The 18903-nt window shown below is 63.7% G+C and carries 17 protein-coding genes; 10 read left to right on the forward strand and 7 right to left on the reverse strand.

What is annotated here, in order from left to right:
* The first annotated feature begins 43 nt into the window (after positions 1-43).
* Complete coding sequence (locus RBH77_RS08810) at positions 44-1564, forward strand: mannitol dehydrogenase family protein (protein ID WP_311031745.1); 1521 nt, start codon at positions 44-46, stop codon at positions 1562-1564.
* On the opposite strand, the gene RBH77_RS08815 is transcribed toward RBH77_RS08810, so the two are convergent.
* Positions 1546-2340, reverse strand: a complete 795-nt coding sequence (locus RBH77_RS08815) for an IclR family transcriptional regulator domain-containing protein (protein WP_311031746.1) — start codon at positions 2338-2340, stop codon at positions 1546-1548. The two genes, RBH77_RS08810 and RBH77_RS08815, sit on opposite strands and share 19 nt — an antisense overlap.
* 62 nt (positions 2341-2402) lie before the next feature.
* Here RBH77_RS08815 and RBH77_RS08820 point away from each other — a divergent pair, with 62 nt between their 5' ends.
* Genes RBH77_RS08820 through pcaF form a run of 3 tightly spaced genes read left to right on the forward strand, consistent with a single transcriptional unit; the run spans position 2403 to position 4997 of the window.
* Positions 2403-3122, forward strand: a complete 720-nt coding sequence (locus RBH77_RS08820) for a 3-oxoacid CoA-transferase subunit A (RefSeq protein WP_311031747.1) — start codon at positions 2403-2405, stop codon at positions 3120-3122.
* Positions 3119-3790: a 3-oxoacid CoA-transferase subunit B gene (locus tag RBH77_RS08825; protein WP_311031748.1), complete on the forward strand. Its 672-nt coding sequence runs from the start codon at positions 3119-3121 to the stop codon at positions 3788-3790. Before RBH77_RS08820 ends, RBH77_RS08825 begins: the two co-directional genes overlap by 4 nt.
* Position 3791: 1 nt before the next feature.
* Positions 3792-4997: a 3-oxoadipyl-CoA thiolase gene (pcaF, locus tag RBH77_RS08830; protein ID WP_311031749.1), complete on the forward strand. Its 1206-nt coding sequence runs from the start codon at positions 3792-3794 to the stop codon at positions 4995-4997.
* Positions 4998-5038: 41 nt separating this feature from the next.
* Here the strand turns inward: pcaF and RBH77_RS08835 are convergent, their stop codons facing one another.
* From RBH77_RS08835 to RBH77_RS08845, 3 genes are all read right to left on the reverse strand, one after another.
* Positions 5039-5446, reverse strand: coding sequence for a type II toxin-antitoxin system VapC family toxin (locus tag RBH77_RS08835; protein ID WP_311031750.1), 408 nt, complete (start codon positions 5444-5446; stop codon positions 5039-5041).
* The gene (locus tag RBH77_RS08840) at positions 5443-5727 is read right to left on the reverse strand and encodes an antitoxin (protein WP_311031751.1); all 285 of its coding nucleotides are present in this window, start codon (positions 5725-5727) and stop codon (positions 5443-5445) included. The genes RBH77_RS08835 and RBH77_RS08840 overlap by 4 nt, the downstream gene beginning before the upstream one ends.
* 70 nt (positions 5728-5797) lie before the next feature.
* Entirely contained in the window at positions 5798-6772 is a 975-nt protein-coding gene (locus RBH77_RS08845) for a GlxA family transcriptional regulator (RefSeq protein WP_371832852.1), read from the reverse strand.
* A gap of 77 nt (positions 6773-6849) precedes the next feature.
* Here RBH77_RS08845 and bcoG point away from each other — a divergent pair, with 77 nt between their 5' ends.
* The 6 genes from bcoG to RBH77_RS08875 all read left to right on the forward strand — a co-directional run bounded on the left by bcoG (position 6850) and on the right by RBH77_RS08875 (position 14211).
* The gene (gene bcoG / locus RBH77_RS08850; protein ID WP_311031753.1) at positions 6850-7773 is read left to right on the forward strand and encodes a 3-dehydrocarnitine:acetyl-CoA trimethylamine transferase BcoG; all 924 of its coding nucleotides are present in this window, start codon (positions 6850-6852) and stop codon (positions 7771-7773) included.
* 10 nt (positions 7774-7783) lie between these two features.
* Complete coding sequence (locus tag RBH77_RS08855) at positions 7784-8851, forward strand: carnitine 3-dehydrogenase (protein ID WP_311031754.1); 1068 nt, start codon at positions 7784-7786, stop codon at positions 8849-8851.
* 198 nt (positions 8852-9049) lie between these two features.
* The gene (locus RBH77_RS08860) at positions 9050-10225 is read left to right on the forward strand and encodes an acyl-CoA dehydrogenase family protein (RefSeq protein WP_311031755.1); all 1176 of its coding nucleotides are present in this window, start codon (positions 9050-9052) and stop codon (positions 10223-10225) included.
* Entirely contained in the window at positions 10222-12492 is a 2271-nt protein-coding gene (locus RBH77_RS08865; protein ID WP_311031756.1) for an acetate--CoA ligase family protein, read from the forward strand. Before RBH77_RS08860 ends, RBH77_RS08865 begins: the two co-directional genes overlap by 4 nt.
* Entirely contained in the window at positions 12485-13267 is a 783-nt protein-coding gene (locus RBH77_RS08870) for a carnitinyl-CoA dehydratase (protein ID WP_311031757.1), read from the forward strand. Before RBH77_RS08865 ends, RBH77_RS08870 begins: the two co-directional genes overlap by 8 nt.
* Positions 13267-14211: an alpha/beta hydrolase gene (locus tag RBH77_RS08875; RefSeq protein ID WP_311031758.1), complete on the forward strand. Its 945-nt coding sequence runs from the start codon at positions 13267-13269 to the stop codon at positions 14209-14211. Before RBH77_RS08870 ends, RBH77_RS08875 begins: the two co-directional genes overlap by 1 nt.
* Positions 14212-14217: 6 nt before the next feature.
* Here the strand turns inward: RBH77_RS08875 and xdhC are convergent, their stop codons facing one another.
* The 3 genes from xdhC to xdhA are packed head-to-tail and all read right to left on the reverse strand — an operon-like array spanning position 14218 to position 18901.
* Positions 14218-15051 carry a xanthine dehydrogenase accessory protein XdhC gene (xdhC, locus tag RBH77_RS08880; protein WP_311031759.1) on the reverse strand — a complete coding sequence of 278 codons (834 nt, stop codon included), beginning with the start codon at positions 15049-15051 and terminating at the stop codon, positions 14218-14220.
* Between the two features lie 29 nt (positions 15052-15080).
* Positions 15081-17429 carry a xanthine dehydrogenase molybdopterin binding subunit gene (gene xdhB, locus RBH77_RS08885; protein WP_311031760.1) on the reverse strand — a complete coding sequence of 783 codons (2349 nt, stop codon included), beginning with the start codon at positions 17427-17429 and terminating at the stop codon, positions 15081-15083.
* Positions 17429-18901: a xanthine dehydrogenase small subunit gene (gene xdhA / locus RBH77_RS08890; protein WP_311031761.1), complete on the reverse strand. Its 1473-nt coding sequence runs from the start codon at positions 18899-18901 to the stop codon at positions 17429-17431. The genes xdhB and xdhA overlap by 1 nt, the downstream gene beginning before the upstream one ends.
* Positions 18902-18903 lie beyond the last annotated feature (2 nt).

The raw sequence follows: 18903 nt of genomic DNA on the forward strand, positions 1-18903 counted from the left end.
GTATCCCTTAGGATTTTTCGCTTAACGACCGGAGACGATCCCGATGCCTCGCCTTTCCTCTAACTCCGATTTGTCGTCCTCTGTCCGCGCACCGTCCTATGATCGCTCGGTGCCCGCTGGCATCGTGCATCTCGGCACAGGCGCGTTCCATCGCGCGCATCAGGCTGTCTATACGGACGATGCGCTAGCGAAATCAGATGGCGGCTGGATGATCACCGGCGTCAGCCTCCGCTCGCCCGATGTGGCGAACCAGCTCAACCCGCAGGACGGGCTCTATACGCTTTTGACGCGCGGACCGGCAGGTGTCGAGGCGCGGGTTATCGGCAGTATACGCCATGTGCTCGTCGCGCCGGAAGAGCCGCAAAAAGTGCTCGATGCACTGGCGGCGCCGGAGACGAAGATCGTCAGCCTCACCATCACCGAGAAGGGCTACGGACTCGATCCGAAGACAGGCGGGCTCGACCGGGCGCACCCGGCGGTCGCCGCCGACCTTGCCGACCCGCGCCGTCCGCAGGGAGCGGTCGGTTCCATTGTCGAGGCGCTACGCCTCCGGCATGAAGCGGGGCTCTCCGGCGTTACCGTTCTTTGCTGCGACAACCTTCCTTCCAACGGCAAGGTGGTTGCGCGGCTGGTCAGGGAATTCGCTGCGGAAGCCGCGCCAGACCTCTTGCCGTTCATCGAGGCGAACGTTTCCTTTCCCTCGACCATGGTCGATCGCATCACGCCCGCCGCCATCCAAAAGACCTTCGCGGATGTCCGGGCGCTGACCGGCTTCGACGATCAGGGCGTGGTCGAGACCGAGCCATTCTCGCAATGGATCATCGAAGACGATTTCGTCGCGGGACGGCCGGACTGGGAGGCGGGAGGTGCGCTCTTCGTCGCCGATGTCGCGCCTTACGAGAAGATGAAGCTCCGCATGCTGAACGGCGCGCACTCCATGCTTGCCTATTCGGGCTTCCTCGCCGGCCGCCGCTATGTGCGCGACGTGATGGGCGACCCGGCGCTTGCCGCTCTGGTGGCGCGGCATATGAAGGCGGCCGCCGCAACGCTCGATCCGGTGCCCGGCGTCGATCTCGGCCAGTACGCGGCGGATTTGCAGGAGCGCTTCCGCAATCCGGCCATCGCGCACGAGACCTATCAGATCGCCATGGACGGCACGCAGAAATTGCCGCAGCGCCTGCTCGAACCGGCAATCGTGGCGCTGGAGCGGGGGCAGGGAATCGACGCCTTCGCCTTCGCTGTCGCAGCGTGGATGCGTTACGCGCTCGGTAGGGAGGAAGGCGGTGAGTCCTATGCCCTGCGCGACCCGCGTGAAAAGGAAATTGCCGCGATGCTGGAAAGAGCCGGCAAGGATGCCGGTGCAATGGCCGACGCCCTTTTGGCTCTGCCGGGGCTGTTTCCAGCTGTGCTCGGCGGCAACCGGATCTGGACGGATGGGGTGAAACGCAGGCTTGCCCTCATGATGGACAAGGGAATGCGGGCAGCGATCGAGGAAGAAGCACGAAGTTTGCTCTCCCGCGAAGGGAAAGCCGTCGCGGGAAGCCGCTACTGCACGAGAAAATAATCCTCGATCTTCGCCGCGGCCTCTTTCAATCTCGGCAGAATCTCGCGCTTCATCTCGGCGACTGAAAAGCGGGCGGTCTGGGTGGAGACGTTGAGCGCCGCAACCGTCCCGCCGGTCCCGTCATGGATGGGTACGGCGATGGAGCGAAGGCCGAGTTCCAGTTCTTCGTCAGCGACGGCGAAACCATCACGGCGGACCTTTTCGATCGCCTCACGAAGCGCCGTCGGATCGGTAATCGTCTTCGGCGTGTTGGGCTTCAGAACCGCCTTCTTCAGGAAGGTAGCAAGTTGCTCGTCATCGAGGCCCGAAAGCAGGATCTTGCCCATCGAAGTGCAATAGGCAGGCAGCCGCGTGCCGACATGCAGCGTTACCGAAAGAATGGCGCGGCTCGGCGCCCGCGCAACATAGACGACGTCCTCGCCGGCGAGGATCGCGGCCGAACAGGACTCGTTGAAGGTCGCGGAAAGCTCGCGCATGAACGGCTCCGCGAAGGTCCACAGCGGCGTACCCTGCAGCCATGTGCGTGCCAGTGCGAGCAGTTTGGAGGACAGTTGAAAGCGGCGGCCGTTCTGCGTCGCATGGCCTGCGGCCACCAGGGTCAACAGCAGACGCCTTGCGCCGGCCCGCGTTAGGCCGGCTTTCCGGGCCATTTCCGTCAGCGTCAGGCCGGACGGATGCGCGGCCAGGATTTCCATCACCGCGAGGCCCTTCGCGAGCGAACCGACTTGGTCGCGCTTCGGATCGGCGCGTGCGATTGACTCGGTTCCCGTCTTCATCTAGAAAATATTGCATATAAAACATTTGTTCACAATACGAACTTCTGTCAGCGGAATCGACGATGAACAAGGTCTCTCCCGGTATCGAGGCGGCGATTGCCGATATTCAGGACGGATCGTCGGTCATGATCGGGGGGTTTGGCGGCGCCGGCGCGCCGATCGAGCTTATCGGCGCGCTGATCGAGCGCTACAGGGCGACCGGATCGCCCGGATCGCTGACGGTGATCAACAACAATGCCGGTAACGGCGCCGTCGGCATCGCCGCGATGATCTATGCCGGCATGGTCGCCAAGATGGTGTGCTCCTTCCCGCGCTCGTCGGATCCGAAGGCCTTCACCGAGCGCTACCTCGCCGGCAGGATCGAACTGGAACTGGTCCCGCAGGGGACGCTGGCAGAGCGCATCCGCGCGGCCGGAGCCGGCATTCCCGCCTTCTACACTCCGACGAGTTATGGCACCCAGCTTGCCGAGGGCAAGCCGGTCGCCGAGTTCGAGGGGCGACATTACGTGCAGGAGCGCTGGCTGAAGGCGGACGTGGCGCTGATCAAGGCGGAGATTGCCGACCGTAACGGAAACCTTACCTACAAGAAGGCCGCGCGAAATTTCGCGCCGCTGATGGCGATGGCGGCGGCCACAACGATCGTCCAAGCGCGGCGGATCGTCGAACCTGGCGATATCGATCCCGAACATGTCGTCACGCCGGGCATATTCGTCGACCGGATCGTCGAGATCGCGGACGCCAGACAGGAAGAAGTCCTGCTGCGCGAGGGAGCGAAGCAATGACCGCCAAGCTGACCAATGCGCAGATCGCGTGGCGCGCCGCGCAGGACATCCCCGACGGGGCCTATGTAAATCTCGGCATCGGCTTCCCCGAGATGGTGGCCAAGTTCAAGCCTAAAGGTCGCGAGGTCATCTATCATACGGAGAACGGCATCCTTGGCTTCGGCGAGGCGCCGCCCGCGGGCGAGGAAGACTGGGACCTGATCAATGCCGGCAAGAAGCCGGTCACGCTGAAACCGGGCGCATCGTTCTTCCATCATGCGGACTCGTTTGCGATGGTACGCGGCGGGCATCTCGATGTTGCGATCCTGGGTGCCTACGAGGTCGCGGAAAACGGCGATCTTGCCAATTGGAGCACGGGTCCTGGCTCGGTGCCGGCGGTCGGCGGGGCGATGGACCTGGTCCATGGTGCAAGGCGTGTCGCAGTCATCACCGACCATGTCACCAAGGACGGCAGGCCGAAGCTCGTCAGGAAATGCAGCCTGCCGCTGACCGGCGTCGGCTGCGTGACTACGGTCTATACCAGCTTGGCGGTGGTCGATATCGTGAATGCGCGGTTCGTGCTCCGTGAAAAGCTGCCGGGCATGGGGCTCGACGAACTGCAGGGCTTGACGGGGGCGACGCTGACGGTCGATGGCGACGTCAAGGATTTGATCGTGCCGGAGGTTTGAGATGGCCGAAGCTTTTATCTGTGACTACATCCGCACTCCGATCGGCCGCTTCGCTGGCTCGCTTGCCGCCGTCCGCGCCGACGATCTCGGAGCGATCCCGCTGCGCGCGCTGATGGAGCGCAACAAGGGCGTCGACTGGGAAGCGGTGGACGATCTCCTCTATGGCTGCGCCAACCAGGCCGGCGAGGACAACCGCAACGTCGCGCGCATGGCGCTGCTTCTCGCCGGCATGCCGAAGGAAATGCCGGCCGCGACCATCAATCGGCTGTGCGGTTCGGGCATGGACGCCACCATTTCCGCCGCTCGCGCCATCAAGGCCGGCGAGGCTGAAATCATCGTCGCCGGCGGCGTTGAATCCATGAGCCGCGCGCCCTTCGTCATGCCGAAGGCGGACACGGCCTTTTCGCGGCATGCGGAAATCTATGACACCACCATCGGCTGGCGCTTCGTCAACCCGCTGATGAAGAAGCAGTACGGCATCGATTCCATGCCGGAGACCGGCGAAAACGTCGCCGAGCAGTTCCAGATCAGCCGCAAGGACCAGGATGCGTTCGCTGTGCGCAGCCAGGAGAAGGCGGTCGCCGCCCAAGGCAACGGACGGCTGGCGAAGGAGATCGTCCAGGTGACCATCCCGCAGCGCAAGGGCGATCCGATCGTGGTCGACAAGGACGAGCACCCGCGCGCCGGCACCACGCTGGAGGTGCTGGCGAAGCTGCCGACGCCGTTCCGCGAGGGCGGCACGGTGACGGCCGGCAATGCGTCGGGCGTGAACGATGGTGCCGCGGCGCTGATCGTCGCTTCGGAAGCGGCGATCGAAAAGTACGATTTGAAACCGATCGCGCGCATTCTCGGCGGTGCGGCGGCCGGCGTCGAGCCGCGCATCATGGGCTTCGGCCCGGCTCCGGCGACGAAGAAGCTCTGCGAACGGCTTGGCCTGAAGCCCTCCGATTTCGACGTGATCGAACTCAACGAGGCGTTCGCCTCGCAGGGCATCGCGGTGCTGCGCGACCTCGGCATTCCGGAAGATGCGGAATTCGTCAACCCGAATGGCGGCGCTATTGCGCTCGGCCATCCGCTCGGCATGTCAGGCGCGCGCATCGCCGGAACGGCAGCGCTGGAACTGAACGAGCGGCGGGGCACGCTCGCGCTGGCGACCATGTGCATCGGCGTCGGCCAGGGCATCGCGGTGGCGCTGGAGAGGGTGTGAGTTCCGAGTAAGCAGCGGATGCAGGTCAGGCCTTTGCCGCTTTATTCGGCTGTCCAATCGTCGATTTCCAACCCCGGCACATGTCGAAACGCCCGGTCGTTTGTGACCAGCGTCGCGCCGGCTTCAAGCGCGTGGGCGGCTATCAGCATGTCGAGGGGCTGGAGGGATTTCCCAGACTGTTCCATTTGCGCGCGAAGGGTCGCGTAAGTGACGCCGCTCTTTGATGTCCAATCCAGAATTCGGATTTCGGCCAATAGCGGGAGTACAGTGTCCCTCAGCCTCGTTTTTTCCGGCCGGCGCTCGAGCCCAAACAGAATTTCGCCGTAGACTATTGCTGATGTGTAAACGCGGTCGAGCGATGTCTCGACAAACCGCTTATCCGCCCCTTTCGATCGGTTCAACGCAAGAATGCTTATCGTGTTCGTGTCAAGCAGGAAGCGCGGACTCATGCAAAGGGATCACGATCATGCGGACGCCTGTCACGCCATGGGAACCCTTCCGGAATATCTTCCGGACGCAGCTTATCCCTGGCCTCGAAGAACTTCTGTAGATTACCGGTACGTCGATAGACCGGCGCGATGATCACTTCACCCGGATTAGGCCCAGGGCGGAATTCGACCTCTGTTCCTTCGAAGCGAAACTCGGCTGGAATCCTTACCGCCTGGCTACGTCCATTCTTGAACAGCTTACCGACGGCAGCAGGTTTTGGAATGCGAGGCGTTTCGTTCATGCTTGCCTCCTGCAATGGTCTATACCATGGTATATATCATCGCGAGATTATATCCGCAACTTGGTTTGAGCTACGCTCTCCGCATCCGGACGGGCGCCTTGTCGAAGGCGCGGCTGAAAGCCCGGCTGAAGGCGGCGGCGGAGGAGAAGCCGGTACGCGCGGCAATGTCGGCCATCGGTATCCTTGTGTCGAGCACGAGCCTGCGTGCCGCGCCGAGCCGCAACCTGAGATAATAGGCGCCGGGAGTCTCTCCGATCGATCTGCGGAAAATCGTCTCCAGCGAACGTGCCGTGACGCCGGTCCGCCGGGCGATGGCGGAAATGGTGAGCGGGTGATCGATATACGTTTCCATCAGGCGGATCGCCTGCGCCAGACGTGGATCGTAGCCGTCGAGGCGGCCGAGCGACACCAGCGGCTGGGCGTCCGACGAGGCATGCGCCTGATCGTAGATAAAGACGCTTGCCACGTCGAGCGCCACCGCCATGCCGAGCCGGCTGCGGACGAGGTGCAGCATCAAGTCGAAGGTCGGTGAGGCGCCGCCGGTGGTGAAGGCCGGGCCGTCGATCACATAGCGGTCAGGCCGGATGTCGCTTTCGGGGAAGGCGGCGGCGAAGTCCTCCATGTCTTCCCAATGGGTAGTGGCGGCCCTGCCTTCCAGCAGGCCGGCGCGGGCGATCAGCCAGGCACCCGCTTCGACACCGCCATAGGCGCGTGCCGACCTTGCCGTCCGCCTGATCCGCGAGAGGAGGGCGGGGGTCGCCTGTTCGCGATTGCCGAAGCCGGCGATGACGACGAGAACATTGGTCCTTATCCCCGGATCGAGCGGGCCGGAGACGGCAACCGGCATCCCGCAGCTCGTAAGTGGTGACTTACCGTCCGCCGAGACGATCTTCCATTCAAAAACATTTCGCCCGCTGATACGGTTGGCGGCGCGCAGCGGGTCGATCGCGGATGCCACGCACATGATCGACGCGCCCGAGAGCACGAGGAAGGTCAGCACGAGTGTATCGCGTTCCGGGCGGAAGATGGATGTTTCGTTTTTCATCAACCCCGATGCGTAATTCGCAAAGCAATTCGCCGCAAGGGAGGCGATGATCGGAGCGCCATTTCAGGAGGAAGCCGATGCCGCTCGCCATGAACCGTGAGGTGTTCATCACCTGTGCCGTCACCGGATCGGGCGGCACGCAGGATCGCAGCCCGCACGTGCCGCGCTCGCCCCAACAGATCGCGGAGAGCGCCATCGCGGCGGCAAAGGCCGGCGCGGCGGTCGTCCACTGCCATGTACGCGATCCCGAGACCGGCAAACCCCGCCGCGACGTTTCGCTCTATCGCGAGGTGACCGAGCGTATCCGCGCGGCAAACGTCGATGTCGTGCTCAACCTCACGGCCGGCATGGGCGGAGATATGGTGTTCGGTCCGACGGAGAGCCCGCTGCCGCTTCGAGAAGCGGGGACCGATATGGCCGGTGCCGCCGAGCGCGTCGAGCATGTGCGCCAGTGTCTGCCGGAAATCTGCACGCTCGATTGCGGTACGATGAACTTCGCCGAGGCCGACTATGTGATGACCAACACGCCCGGCATGCTGCGCGCCATGGGCTCCATGATGACTGAACTCGGCGTCAAGCCGGAAATCGAAGCCTTCGACACCGGGCACCTCTGGTTCGCGAGGCAGCTTGTCGAGGAGAAGGTGCTGAAACCGGATGCGCTGGTGCAGCTTTGCATGGGGGTTCCCTGGGGCGCGCCGGACGACCTCAACACCTTCATGGCGATGGTCAACAACGTACCGAAGGAATGGACCTTCTCCGCCTTCTCGCTCGGCCGCAGCCAGATGGCCTATGTTGCGGCCGCCGTGCTTGCCGGCGGCAATGTGCGCGTTGGGCTGGAGGACAATCTGTGGCTCGACAAGGGCGTGCTCGCCACCAACGCGCAGCTTGTCGAGCGTGCCGTGACAATCATCGAGAATCTCGGAGCGCGGGTCATCGGGCCGGGGGAAGTGCGCAAGAAGCTTGGACTCACCAAACGCGCGCCGCTGGCGAAGGCGGCTTAGGGAGCGAAATATGGCGATTAGCAAGGCAGCCTGCATCGGCGGAGGCGTCATTGGCGCGGGATGGGTGGCGCGGCTCGTGCTGAACGGCGTCGATGTCTCGATCTTCGATCCGGACCCCGAAGCATCCCGCAAGGTCGGCGAGGTGATGAAGAACGCACGCCGCGCTTATAAGGCGATGGCGACCGGCGGTCTCCCGAAGGAAGGCAAGATCACCTATGCGAAGTCGATCGCGGAGGCCGTCGCAGGCGCCGACTTCATCCAGGAAAGCGTGCCGGAACGGCTGGACCTCAAGCACAAGGTGCTCGCCGAGATCGACCTACATGCAGCACCCGACGCGATTGTCGGGTCCTCCACCTCAGGCATCCTGCCCTCCGACATGCAGACTGCGATGAAGCGTGGCGACCGGCTCGTCGTCGCGCATCCCTATAACCCCGTCTATCTCCTGCCGCTGGTCGAGATTGTCGGCGGCAAGGATACGTCAAAGACGGCAATCGAGAAGGCGAAGGCGCTTTACGCCTCGATCGGCATGAAGCCGGTCGTCATCCGTAAGGAGATCGAGGCCTTTGTCGGCGACCGGCTGCTCGAGGCCGCGTGGCGTGAATCGCTCTGGCTCATCAAGGACGGTATCTGCACCGTCGAGGAACTCGACGACATCATGCGCTATGGCTTTGGTCTCAGATGGGCGCAGATGGGCATGTTCCAGGTCTATCGCGTCGCCGGCGGCGAGGCCGGCATGCGCCACTTCATGGCGCAGTTCGGACCCTGCCTGTCATGGCCGTGGACGAAGCTGATGGACGTGCCGGAGTTCAACGACGAGCTGGTCGATTTGATCGCCACGCAGTCCGACGATCAGTCGGGCCAGTGGCCGATCCGCGAGCTGGAAAAAATCCGTGATGAAAATCTCGTCGCGATCATGGAGGCGCTGTCCAGGACCAATAAAGGCAAGGGCTGGGGTGCCGGCGCGCTGCACAGGGACTATGTGAAGAAGCTCGGCAAGGTGGCCGCGAAAAAGCAGATCTCGAAGGCGGCTGCGAAAGCCAAGGCTGAAAAGCCGAGGAAGAAAAAAAAGAAGGACTAGGGCTGTGATATTTTGGGTGCGTCCTTCGAGGCTCGCTCCGCTCGCACCTCAGGATGAGGGAGGGCGGTGTAAGCATCGACTTCGGCGAGGCCGGCGCGTAGGCACGGGACACCGGCGAGTGTCGGCAACAAACGTCCTCATCCTGAGGTGCGAGCGGAGCGAGCCTCGAAGGACGCACAATCGAATTGCGGTGCACCCATGAATTTTGGCCTCACCGAAGAGCAGCAGCTTATCGTCGACACGACGCGCGCCTTTGTCGAAAACGAGCTTTATCCGCATGAACGCGAGGTCGAGCGCACCGGCCATCTGAGGCCCGAACTCATCAGGGAATTGCAGGCGAAGGCGATTGCCGCCGGGCTTTATGCCGCCAATATGCCGGCCGAGGTCGGTGGGGCCGGGCTCGATACGTTGACCTGGCTGCTTTACGAAAAGGAGCTTGGCCGCGCCAACTATGCGCTGCACTGGACCTGCGTCGCGCGGCCCTCGAACATCCTGCTCGCCGGTACGGAGGAACAGAAGGAAAAATATCTCTATCCCTGCATCCGCGGCGAGAAATGGGACTGCCTCGCCATGACCGAGCCTGGCGCCGGCTCCGATCTGCGCGGTATGAAGGCCACGGCAGTGCAGGATGGGGCGGACTGGGTGCTGAACGGCACCAAGCATTTCATCAGCCACGCCGATCTCGCCGATTTCGCCATTGTCTTCATGGCCTCGGGCGAAGAGGACAGACCCAATACCCATGGGGGCGCCAAGCGAAAGAAGATCACCGCCTTCTTCGTCGACAAGGGCGCGCCGGGGTTCACCGTGCGCGAGGGCTACCGCAACGTATCGCATCGCGGCTACACCAACTCGATCCTCGAATTCGACGATTGCCGGTTACCGGCAAGCCAGGTGCTGGGCGAGGTGCATTGCGGCTTCGAGGTCGCCAATTCGTGGCTCGGCGCGACTAGGCTGCAAGTGGCTGCGACCTGTCTTGGACGGGCGGAGCGCGCGCTCGGCCACGCGATCGGCTACGCCGCCGAGCGCCAGCAATTCGGCCAGAAGATCGGCAAGTTCCAGGGAGTCTCCTTCAAACTTGCCGACATGGCGACGGAACTGAAGGCAGCCGAACTGATGGTGCTGGAGGCCGGCTGGAAATACGATGCCGGCACGGTGACGGACCAGGACATGGCCATGGCGAAACTCAAGGCGACCGAAATGCTCGCCTTCGTCGCCGACGAGGCCATCCAGATCCATGGCGGCATGGGTCTGATGGACGATCTGCCACTGGAGCGCATCTGGCGCGACGCGCGCGTCGAGCGCATCTGGGAAGGCACCAGCGAGATCCAACGACACATCATCAGCCGGGCGCTTTTGAGGGCGGTTGGGGGATGAGTGGACGCCTCGACCGCCTGCTGCGTCCGAAATCTATCACCGTGGTCGGCGGTGGGGCGTTCGCGACGAATGTCGTCGAGCAATGCGTGAAGATGGGATATGCCGGCGATCTGTGGCCGGTGCACCCGACGAAAGAAACTGTGGCCGGCGTGAAAGCCTACCGCTCGGTCGAAGAACTGCCCAGTGCGCCGGATGCCGTCTTTATTGGCGTTAACCGTCATATCACATTGGAAATTGTAGGCTCGTTACGGAAGCGAAACGCCGGTGGAGCGGTCTGCTTCGCCGCCGGCTTCCTCGAAGCCAAAGGTGACGACGCCGAGGGGGCGTCCCTGCAAGCGGCCCTTGTCGAGGTAGCGGGCGAAATGCCGATCATCGGGCCGAACTGCTACGGCCTCATCAACTATGCCGACGGCGCGCTTCTGTGGCCCGACCAGCATGGCGGTCGTCGGCTGGAGCCCGGCCAACGCGGTGTTGCCATCATCACTCAGTCCTCGAACATCGCCTGCAACCTCACCATGCAGAAGCGCGGCCTGCCGATCGCCTATCTGATGACGGCCGGCAACCAGGCGCAGACGGGCCTGTCGGAAATGGCGCTCGGGCTGATCGAGGACGATCGCGTCTCGGCGCTCGGGCTGCACATCGAAGGGTTCGATTCCGTTTCCGGCTTCGAACGGTTGGCGGCGCGGGGGCGCGAATTGAAGAAGCCGATCGTTGCCATGAAGGTCGGCCGCTCGGAACAGGCGCGCGCCGCGACGATCTCGCATACGGCTTCGCTCGCAGGCTCCGATGCCGCTTCCAACGCTTTCCTGAAGCGGCTCGGCATCGCCCGGGTCGATACGATCCCGTCCTTCCTGGAGACGCTGAAGCTCTTGCACACAGTCGGCCCGTTAGCCGGCTATACGCTTTCCTCGATGAGCTGTTCCGGCGGCGAAGCGTCGGTGATGGCCGATAGCGTGGAGGGACGCAGCCTCAGTTTCCCGGTTTTGACGGCGGAACATCGGGCGCGTGTGAAGGAGACACTGGGGCCTCTTGTGGCGGTGGCCAATCCGCTCGACTACAACACTTTCATCTGGAACAACGAACCGGCGCTGGCCTCGACTTTTTCGGCCTTCGTTTCAGGCGATATCGACCTCAACATGCTGGTGCTCGACTTCCCGCGCTCGGACCGCTGCTCGGACTCCGACTGGTGGCCGACCGTGCGCGCTTTCGAGGCGGCGTTGAAGGTGAACAACGCCAGGGGCGCCATCGTCGCGTCGATGGGCGAGAATCTGCCGGAGGACTATGCTGCCGATCTGATCGGCCGAGGCATCGTCCCGTTCATGGGCATTGCCGAGGCGATGGACGCGGCGGAGGCGGCAGCATTTATCGGTGAGCGGTGGAAGCATCCTTCCTCGCCCCCCATTGGTGAGAGAATGGTTTCGCGTGAAGGCACCCCCACTCCTAACCCCTCCCCACAAGGGGGAGGAGAACTTTGCGCCAGCGCTATATGGCAGCGAACTTTAACGGTTTCGGCTCCGCAAGCGGTGACAGCGTCTCCCTCCCCCTTGTGGGGAGGGATTAAGGGTGGGGGTAAGGAGCCGTCCGAATACCGCCGGCGGGAAGAAAGGAGCCAGCCCTCCGAGGCCGACGCCAAATCCTTACTGGCGGAATATGGTCTCCCTATTCCTCTGGGACGACAAGTATCGACGCTGGACGAGGCGGCTGCGATCGCCGGTGGACTTGGCTTTCCCGTGGCGCTGAAGGCACTTGGCGTGGCGCATAAATCCGAGCGGGGGGCGGTACGCCTCAATCTGGCGAGCGCCGTTGAGGTGGAAGCGGCGGCGGGCGATCTCCTGCCTTTGGGCTCGGGCCTCTATGTCGAGAAAATGGTAATGGGCGGCGTTGTCGAACTGATCGTCGGCATCACGCGTGATGCGCTGTTCGGACCGGTGATGACGATCGGTTCCGGCGGCGTGCTGGTGGAACTGTTGCAGGATTCGGCCACGCTGCTGCTGCCGGCCGGCCGCGACGATGTAGAGGCGGCACTGCGCGGCCTGAAGCTTTTTCCGCTGCTCGACGGCTATCGCGGGCGGCCAAAGGCGGATCTCTCTGCCGCCATCGACGCGATTCTCGGCGTCGCCTCTTTCGCACTGGAGAACGCCCAGGCGATCGATGAACTCGATATCAACCCGCTGATCGTTTGCCGGCAAGGAGAGGGCGCGTGGATCGCCGACGCGCTGTTTGTTCCTGCGGCAACGGTGGATGCAAGGGAACCAGCCTATGCCTGAAATCGTCACTACGCGCCGCGAAGGTCCCATCCTCGAAGTCACGCTCGACCGCCCGAAGGCGAACGCCATTGATCTGGTAACTTCGCGACTGATGGGCGAGACCTTCCGCGCCTTCCGTGATGATCCGGAACTGCGGGTGGCGATCGTCCAGACGGCTGGCGAAAAGTTCTTTTCCGCTGGCTGGGACCTGAAGGCTGCGGCCGGTGGGGATGCCGTGGACGGCGACTACGGCGTCGGCGGCTTTGCGGGCCTGCAGGAGCTCCGCGACATGAACAAGCCGGTGATCGCATGCGTCAACGGCATGGCGGTCGGGGGCGGCTTCGAATTGGCGCTTTCCTGCGACCTGATCTACGCGGCCGAGCATTCGCGTTTCGCGCTACCGGAGATCCGCGCCGGCACACTCGCCGACGCGGCGACCGTGAAGCTGCCGAAGCGTATTCCCTACCATGTCGCCATGGACCTGCTCCTGACCGGCCGCTGGATGGATGCCGCCGAAGCGCAGCGTTGGGGGCTGGTCAACGAGGTGTTGCCCAAGGAGAAGCTGGAGGATCGCGTGTGGGAGGTCGCGCGGATGCTCGCCGGCGGGCCGCCGCTCGTCTTCGCGGCAATCAAGGAAGTGGCGCGCGAGGCCGAGGCCATGACCTTCCAGGACGCCATGAATCGGATCACCAAGCGCAAGTTCCGCACGGTGGACGAACTCTATGCCTCGGAGGATAATCAGGAAGGTTTCCGCGCCTTCGCGGAGAAACGCGACCCGGTCTGGAAGGGGCGGTAGTGGCACCCGATTATTCGAAGCTCCTCGACAAGGAGGTTTGGGCGTTCATCGAACGTTCCAACGGCCACTATCCGCCGGGCAAGGTGGACTATACGATTGAAGAACGCCGGGCGATCTACGACCGCATGTGCAGAGAATTCTTTGCCGGCTATCCAAAGGGCGTTACCGCGGAGGCTGGAGCGATTGCAGAGGAAAGTCACGACATCCCGATCCGTACCTATCGCAACGAGGAAGCGGACGACGCGGCGCTCGTCCTCTATTTCCACGGCGGCGGCTTTATGCTTGGCGGGCTGGAAAGCCACGACGATGTTTGCGCCGAACTATGCAAGCGCACGGGCTACGAAATCGTAGCAGTGGACTACCGGTTAGCGCCGGAACATCCGCATCCGGCAGCCTTCGACGATGCACTCGCGGCGTTCGATTGGGCGATCGCGACGACCGGACGCAACATCGTGCTGTGCGGAGATTCAGCCGGCGCCAATTTGGCCGCTGGCGTCAGCCATGCGACGCGCGGGCACCGCCGCCGCCCGGCCGGGCAGGTGCTGATTTATCCGACGCTTGGCGGTGACCATACCAAGGGCTCCTACGTTATGCATGCCGAAGCGCCGATGCTGACGGTGCGCGACATGGCCTTCTACGACGAGGTACGTACCGGCGGCGTCGATGTTTCCGCCGATATCACTTTCGCTCCGCTGAAGGACGCTGTTTTCGCCAATCTGCCGCCGACGGTAATCGTCTCGGCCGAATGCGATCCGCTGTCCTCGGACGGGCAAGCCTATTGCGAGCGCATGACGGCCGATGGCGGACGCTGCGTCTGGTTCAACGAGAAAGGGCTCGTGCACGGCTATCTGAGGGCACGGCACAATGTCGGCCGCGCACGCACCAGCTTCACCCGGATTGCCGAGGCGGTGAAGGTGCTCGGCAAGGGCAAGTGGATCTATTGAGGTTCGTTATTCCGGCTTCGCCAGTGCCCTCATGATCTCGGCTGCGGCGAGCGCGGCGATGACCGAGGGGCGCTTGTCGCGCAGCGCGCTGCCGCCGATCGGCGAGACGAGGCGGGCGAATTCCTCTTCCGTACCGCCGGCCGTTTTCAGGTACCAGCTTTTGCAGGTCGCCTTCTTGGTCTTCGAGCCGATCATGCCGATATAGGCGGCGTCCGGCCTTTTCAGCGCCTCACCGACGATGAGGAAGTCGAGCGCATGGTCGTGGGTCAGGACGACGAAGGCGGAGCCGGCGGGTGCCGCACGGACGGCTTCCTCCGGCATCGGCGTCAGCCTGGTCGTCACCGCCTCCGGCATGCCCTCGAGCGCGTCGGCGCGGGTCTCCACGACGGTCACTTTTAGCGGCAGAAGCGACAGGGCGGAGGCCAGCGCGTGGCCGACATGGCCGCCGCCGAAGAGATAGACATGAGGGTAGGCGCCATCCTCGGCGGCGGCGGTTGCGGTCAGTTCATCGCGCAGGCCGGAATCGACATGGCGGATGCTGAGTTCCACGTGGCCGCCGCAGCACTGGCCTATCTCTGGGCCGAGCGGAATGTTGAGCGAGACGCCGGATGCGCCGTCTTCGCCCGCCGGTGATCTGGAGACGATCGCTTCCCGCGCCTTGGCGATCGCCATGAATTCGAGCTGGCCGCCGCCGATCGTGCCGAAGGTGGCTTCAGGCGAAACCAGCATCCATGCGCCCTTTTCGCGCGGCGTCGATCCCTTGGCCTCCGCGACCTTTATCAGTGCCGCGACGGGCGAATTGTCCAGGAAGTTCTCGACGCCTTTTTTCGTGCTGGCCATGTTCGCCCGCTCCGCGTGCCACGGAGCGATCAGTGCTCCACCGGTGTCTTCTTCAACTGCCCGATTGTCGTCAAAATACGTTCCGGCGTCGCCGGCGCGTCGAGGCGCGGGCAGACCTTGTGATCGGCGACCGAGGCGACGGCGTCGGAAAGCGCGTGCAGCACCGACATCGCCAGCATGAAGGGCGGCTCGCCCACGGCCTTGGAGCGGTGGACGGTCGGCTCGCCGGCCTCCGGCCAGTCCGCGAGCGTGACGTTGAATATCTTCGGCCGATCCGAGGCGAGCGGTATCTTGTAGGTCGAGGGCGCATGGGTCCTCAGCCTGCCCTTCTCGTCCCACCAAAGCTCTTCCGTGGTCAGCCAGCCCATGCCCTGGATGAAGCCGCCCTCGATCTGGCCAAGGTCGATGGCCGGGTTCAGCGAGCGGCCCGTCTCGTGCAATATGTCGGTGCGCTCGACCATGTATTCGCCGGTCAGTGTGTCGACCGACACTTCCGAGCAGGCCGCGCCATAGGCGAAATAGTAGAAGGGATGACCGGTGCCCTTGTCGCGGTCCCAGTGGATTTTCGGGGTCTTGTAGAAGCCGGCGGCGGAAAGCTGGACGCGCGCCTCATAGGCTTGCTTCACCAGTTCCGCAAAGGGGATTTCCGCGTTGCCGATGCGCACGCGGTTGGGCAGGAACACGATCTGGTCCTTCGCCACCCCATGCGTTTCGGAGGCGAAATCAATCAGGCGATCCTTGATCTGACGCGCCCCGTTCTGCGCCGCCATGCCGTTCAAATCGGAGCCCGAGGAGGCGGCGGTAGCCGAGGTGTTAGGTACCTTGCCTGTAGTCGTGGCGGTTATCTTCACCTGGTCGAGGTCGATCTGGAATTCTTCGGCGACCACCTGCGCCACCTTGACGTAGAGGCCCTGGCCCATCTCGGTGCCGCCATGGTTCAGATGCACCGAGCCATCCGTATAGACATGCACGAGCGCGCCGGCCTGGTTGAAATGGGTCGCCGTGAACGAGATGCCGAACTTGACCGGCGTCAGCGCGATGCCGCGCTTGATTATGTCGCTGTTGGCGTTGAAGGCGGCGATCTGGCGGCGGCGGCGCTGGTAGTCCGAGCTTTTTTCAAGCTCGTCCACGATGCGCCCGATGATATTGTCCTCCACCGTCTGGTGGTAGGGCGTGACGTTGCGCGTATCGGTGCCGTAGAAATTCTTCCGGCGGATTTCGAGCGGGTCCTTTTGAAGCGCGAACGCGATCTCGTCGATGATGCGCTCCGCGCCGACCATGCCCTGCGGGCCGCCGAAACCGCGGAAGGCGGTGTTGGAGACGGTGTTGGTATAAAGCGGCGCCGAGACGGCCTTCACCGCCGGATAGAAATAGGAATTGTCGCAATGGAACAGCGCGCGGTCCGTTACGGCTCCGGAAAGATCCGCTGAAAACCCGCATCGCGCCGCGTAGCGCAGTTCGACGCCCAGAATGTTGCCGTCGTCGTCGTAGCCGGCCTCGTAGTCGATCAGGAAATCGTGGCGCTTGCCGGTGGCGGTCATGTCGTCGTCGCGGTCGGGCCTGATCTTCACGGCCTTGCCGGTTCGCTTGGCGGCGATGGCGGCCAGAGCCGCGAACTGGTTGCCCTGCGTCTCCTTACCGCCGAAGCCACCGCCCATGCGGCGCACCTCGATGGTCACGGCATTACTGGGTATGCCGAGCGCATGCGCCACCATATGCTGCACCTCGCTCGGGTGCTGGGTGGAGGAATAGACGGTGACGTCGCGGTCCTCGCCGGGAATCGCGAGCGCGATCTGGCCTTCGAGGTAGAAATGATCCTGCCCGCCGACGCGCATCTGGCCCTTCACCTTGCGCGGCGATCCGGCGATCGCGGCGGCGGCATCGCCGCGTTTCAGCGTCAGCGGGTCGGTGACCAGCCTCAGCTTTTTCGGATCGGCCTCGGAAACGTCGGTGATGAAGGGCAGTTCGTGATATTCGACCTTAGCCAGCCGGCAGGCGCGCCGCGCCGCCTCGCGGGTCCTTGCGATGACGCAGAAGATCGGCTGGCCATAAAACTGGACCCTGCCTTCGGCCAGCACCGGTTCGTCGTGCCGCCCGGTCGGCGAGATGTCGTTTTCGCCTGGCACGTCGCTGCCGGTCAGCACGTCGACCACGCCCTGCGCGGCGCGCACGGCCGAAAGGTCCATCGAACGGATCGTGGCGTGGGTAGCCGTCGAAAGACCGAGACAGCCATGCAGCGTGCCGGCCGGTTCGGGCATGTCGTCGATATAGACGGCCGTGCCGGTGACGTGCTTGTGCGCGGAATCGTGCTGCTGCCTGGTGTGGACACCGCCGGCAATGGCGATCGACTTGAGGTCTGGTGCCGTGTGCTTGTTCATCATGCTGCCTCGTAGCGGCCGACCTGCACCGGCCCGGCATGGCCGGACGTCTCCAGGAAGAAGCGGATAAGCAGGTTCTTCGACGCCAGCATACGATATTCCGCCGATGCGCGCATGTCGGCGAGCGGCTTGAAATCCTTTTCATAGGCTTCGAGCGCCGCGTCGACAGTTTCGCGCGTCCATGGCTTGCCGGCAAGTGCGGTCTCGACCGCATGCGCGCGCTTCGGCGTCGCCGCCATGCCGCCATAGGCGATGCGGATGGCTGCGACCTTGCCGCTCGCACCGAGCGTGAGGTTGAAGGCGCCGAGCGTAGCGGTGATGTCTTCGTCGCGGCGCTTGGTGATCTTGTAGATCGCAAAGCGGCTGCCGGAAGTGGGCAGGGGAACGTGCACGGCTTCGACGAACTCGCCGGCCTGCCGGTCCTGCTTGCCGTAGTCGATGAAGAATTTTTCAAGCGGAATGGTGCGCCGCGCCTTGCCCTTGCGCAGCGTCAAGGTCGCGCCGAGCGCGATCAGGGGTGGCGGCGTGTCGCCGATCGGCGAGCCGTTGGCGATGTTGCCGCCGAGCGTGCCCATATTGCGCACCTGCTCGCCGCCGATGCGGTCGATGAGATCGGCAAGCGCCGGGACGCGACCGGCGAGCAGCTTGAACGCCTCCGTGTAGGAAACGCCCGCGCCGATGGTCAGGATACCGTCCTTCTCGGACGTGCGGCGAAGCTCGTCCAGATGGCCGATGAACACGACCGGCGCGATCTCGCGCATGAACTTCGTCACCCAAAGCCCGACATCGGTCGCACCGGCGACGATCCTCGCCTTCGGCTCCATGTCGAGAATGTCGGCCAGATCATCGACCGAGGCCGGCACGTAAAAACGTTTCGTATCCGTTTTGATCTCGACGCGGGCGCCGTCGCGCATGGATTTCAGCCGGCTGGTGATTTCGGCGCGTTCGGTGGCCAGCGGATCGTTTCGTGCATCCGCGTAGGAAGAAACCGCATGGGCGGCGCGCACGATCGGCTCGTAGCCGGTGCAGCGGCACAGATTACCCTGGAGAGCCTTTTCGATGCGCTGCTCGGACGGGTTCGGCTCCTGCATCCACAAAGCATAGAGCGACATGACGAAGCCCGGCGTGCAGAAGCCGCATTGCGAGCCGTGGAAGTCGACCAGCGCCTGCTGGACGGGGTGCAGCTTGTCCGAAGCCGGCGCGAGATGTTCGACGGTAACGACATGGGTGCCGTCGAGCGAACCCAGAAAGCGGATGCAGGAATTGACGCTCTCATAGACAAGGCCGTCCGGCGTCAGGCGGCCGACCAGCACCGTGCAGGCGCCGCAATCGCCTTCCGCGCAGCCTTCCTTGGTGCCGACGAGCGAGCGGCGAAGCCTGAGATAGTCGAGCAGCATCTCGTCGGGCGCGACTTCCGTGAGGCAGACATCCTCGCCGTTCAGGATGAAGCGGATTTCGGAACGGGTCTTCATCG

It is taken from the genome of Mesorhizobium koreense, from assembly GCF_031656215.1.
Classification (GTDB): Bacteria; Pseudomonadota; Alphaproteobacteria; order Rhizobiales; family Rhizobiaceae; genus Mesorhizobium_L; species Mesorhizobium_L koreense.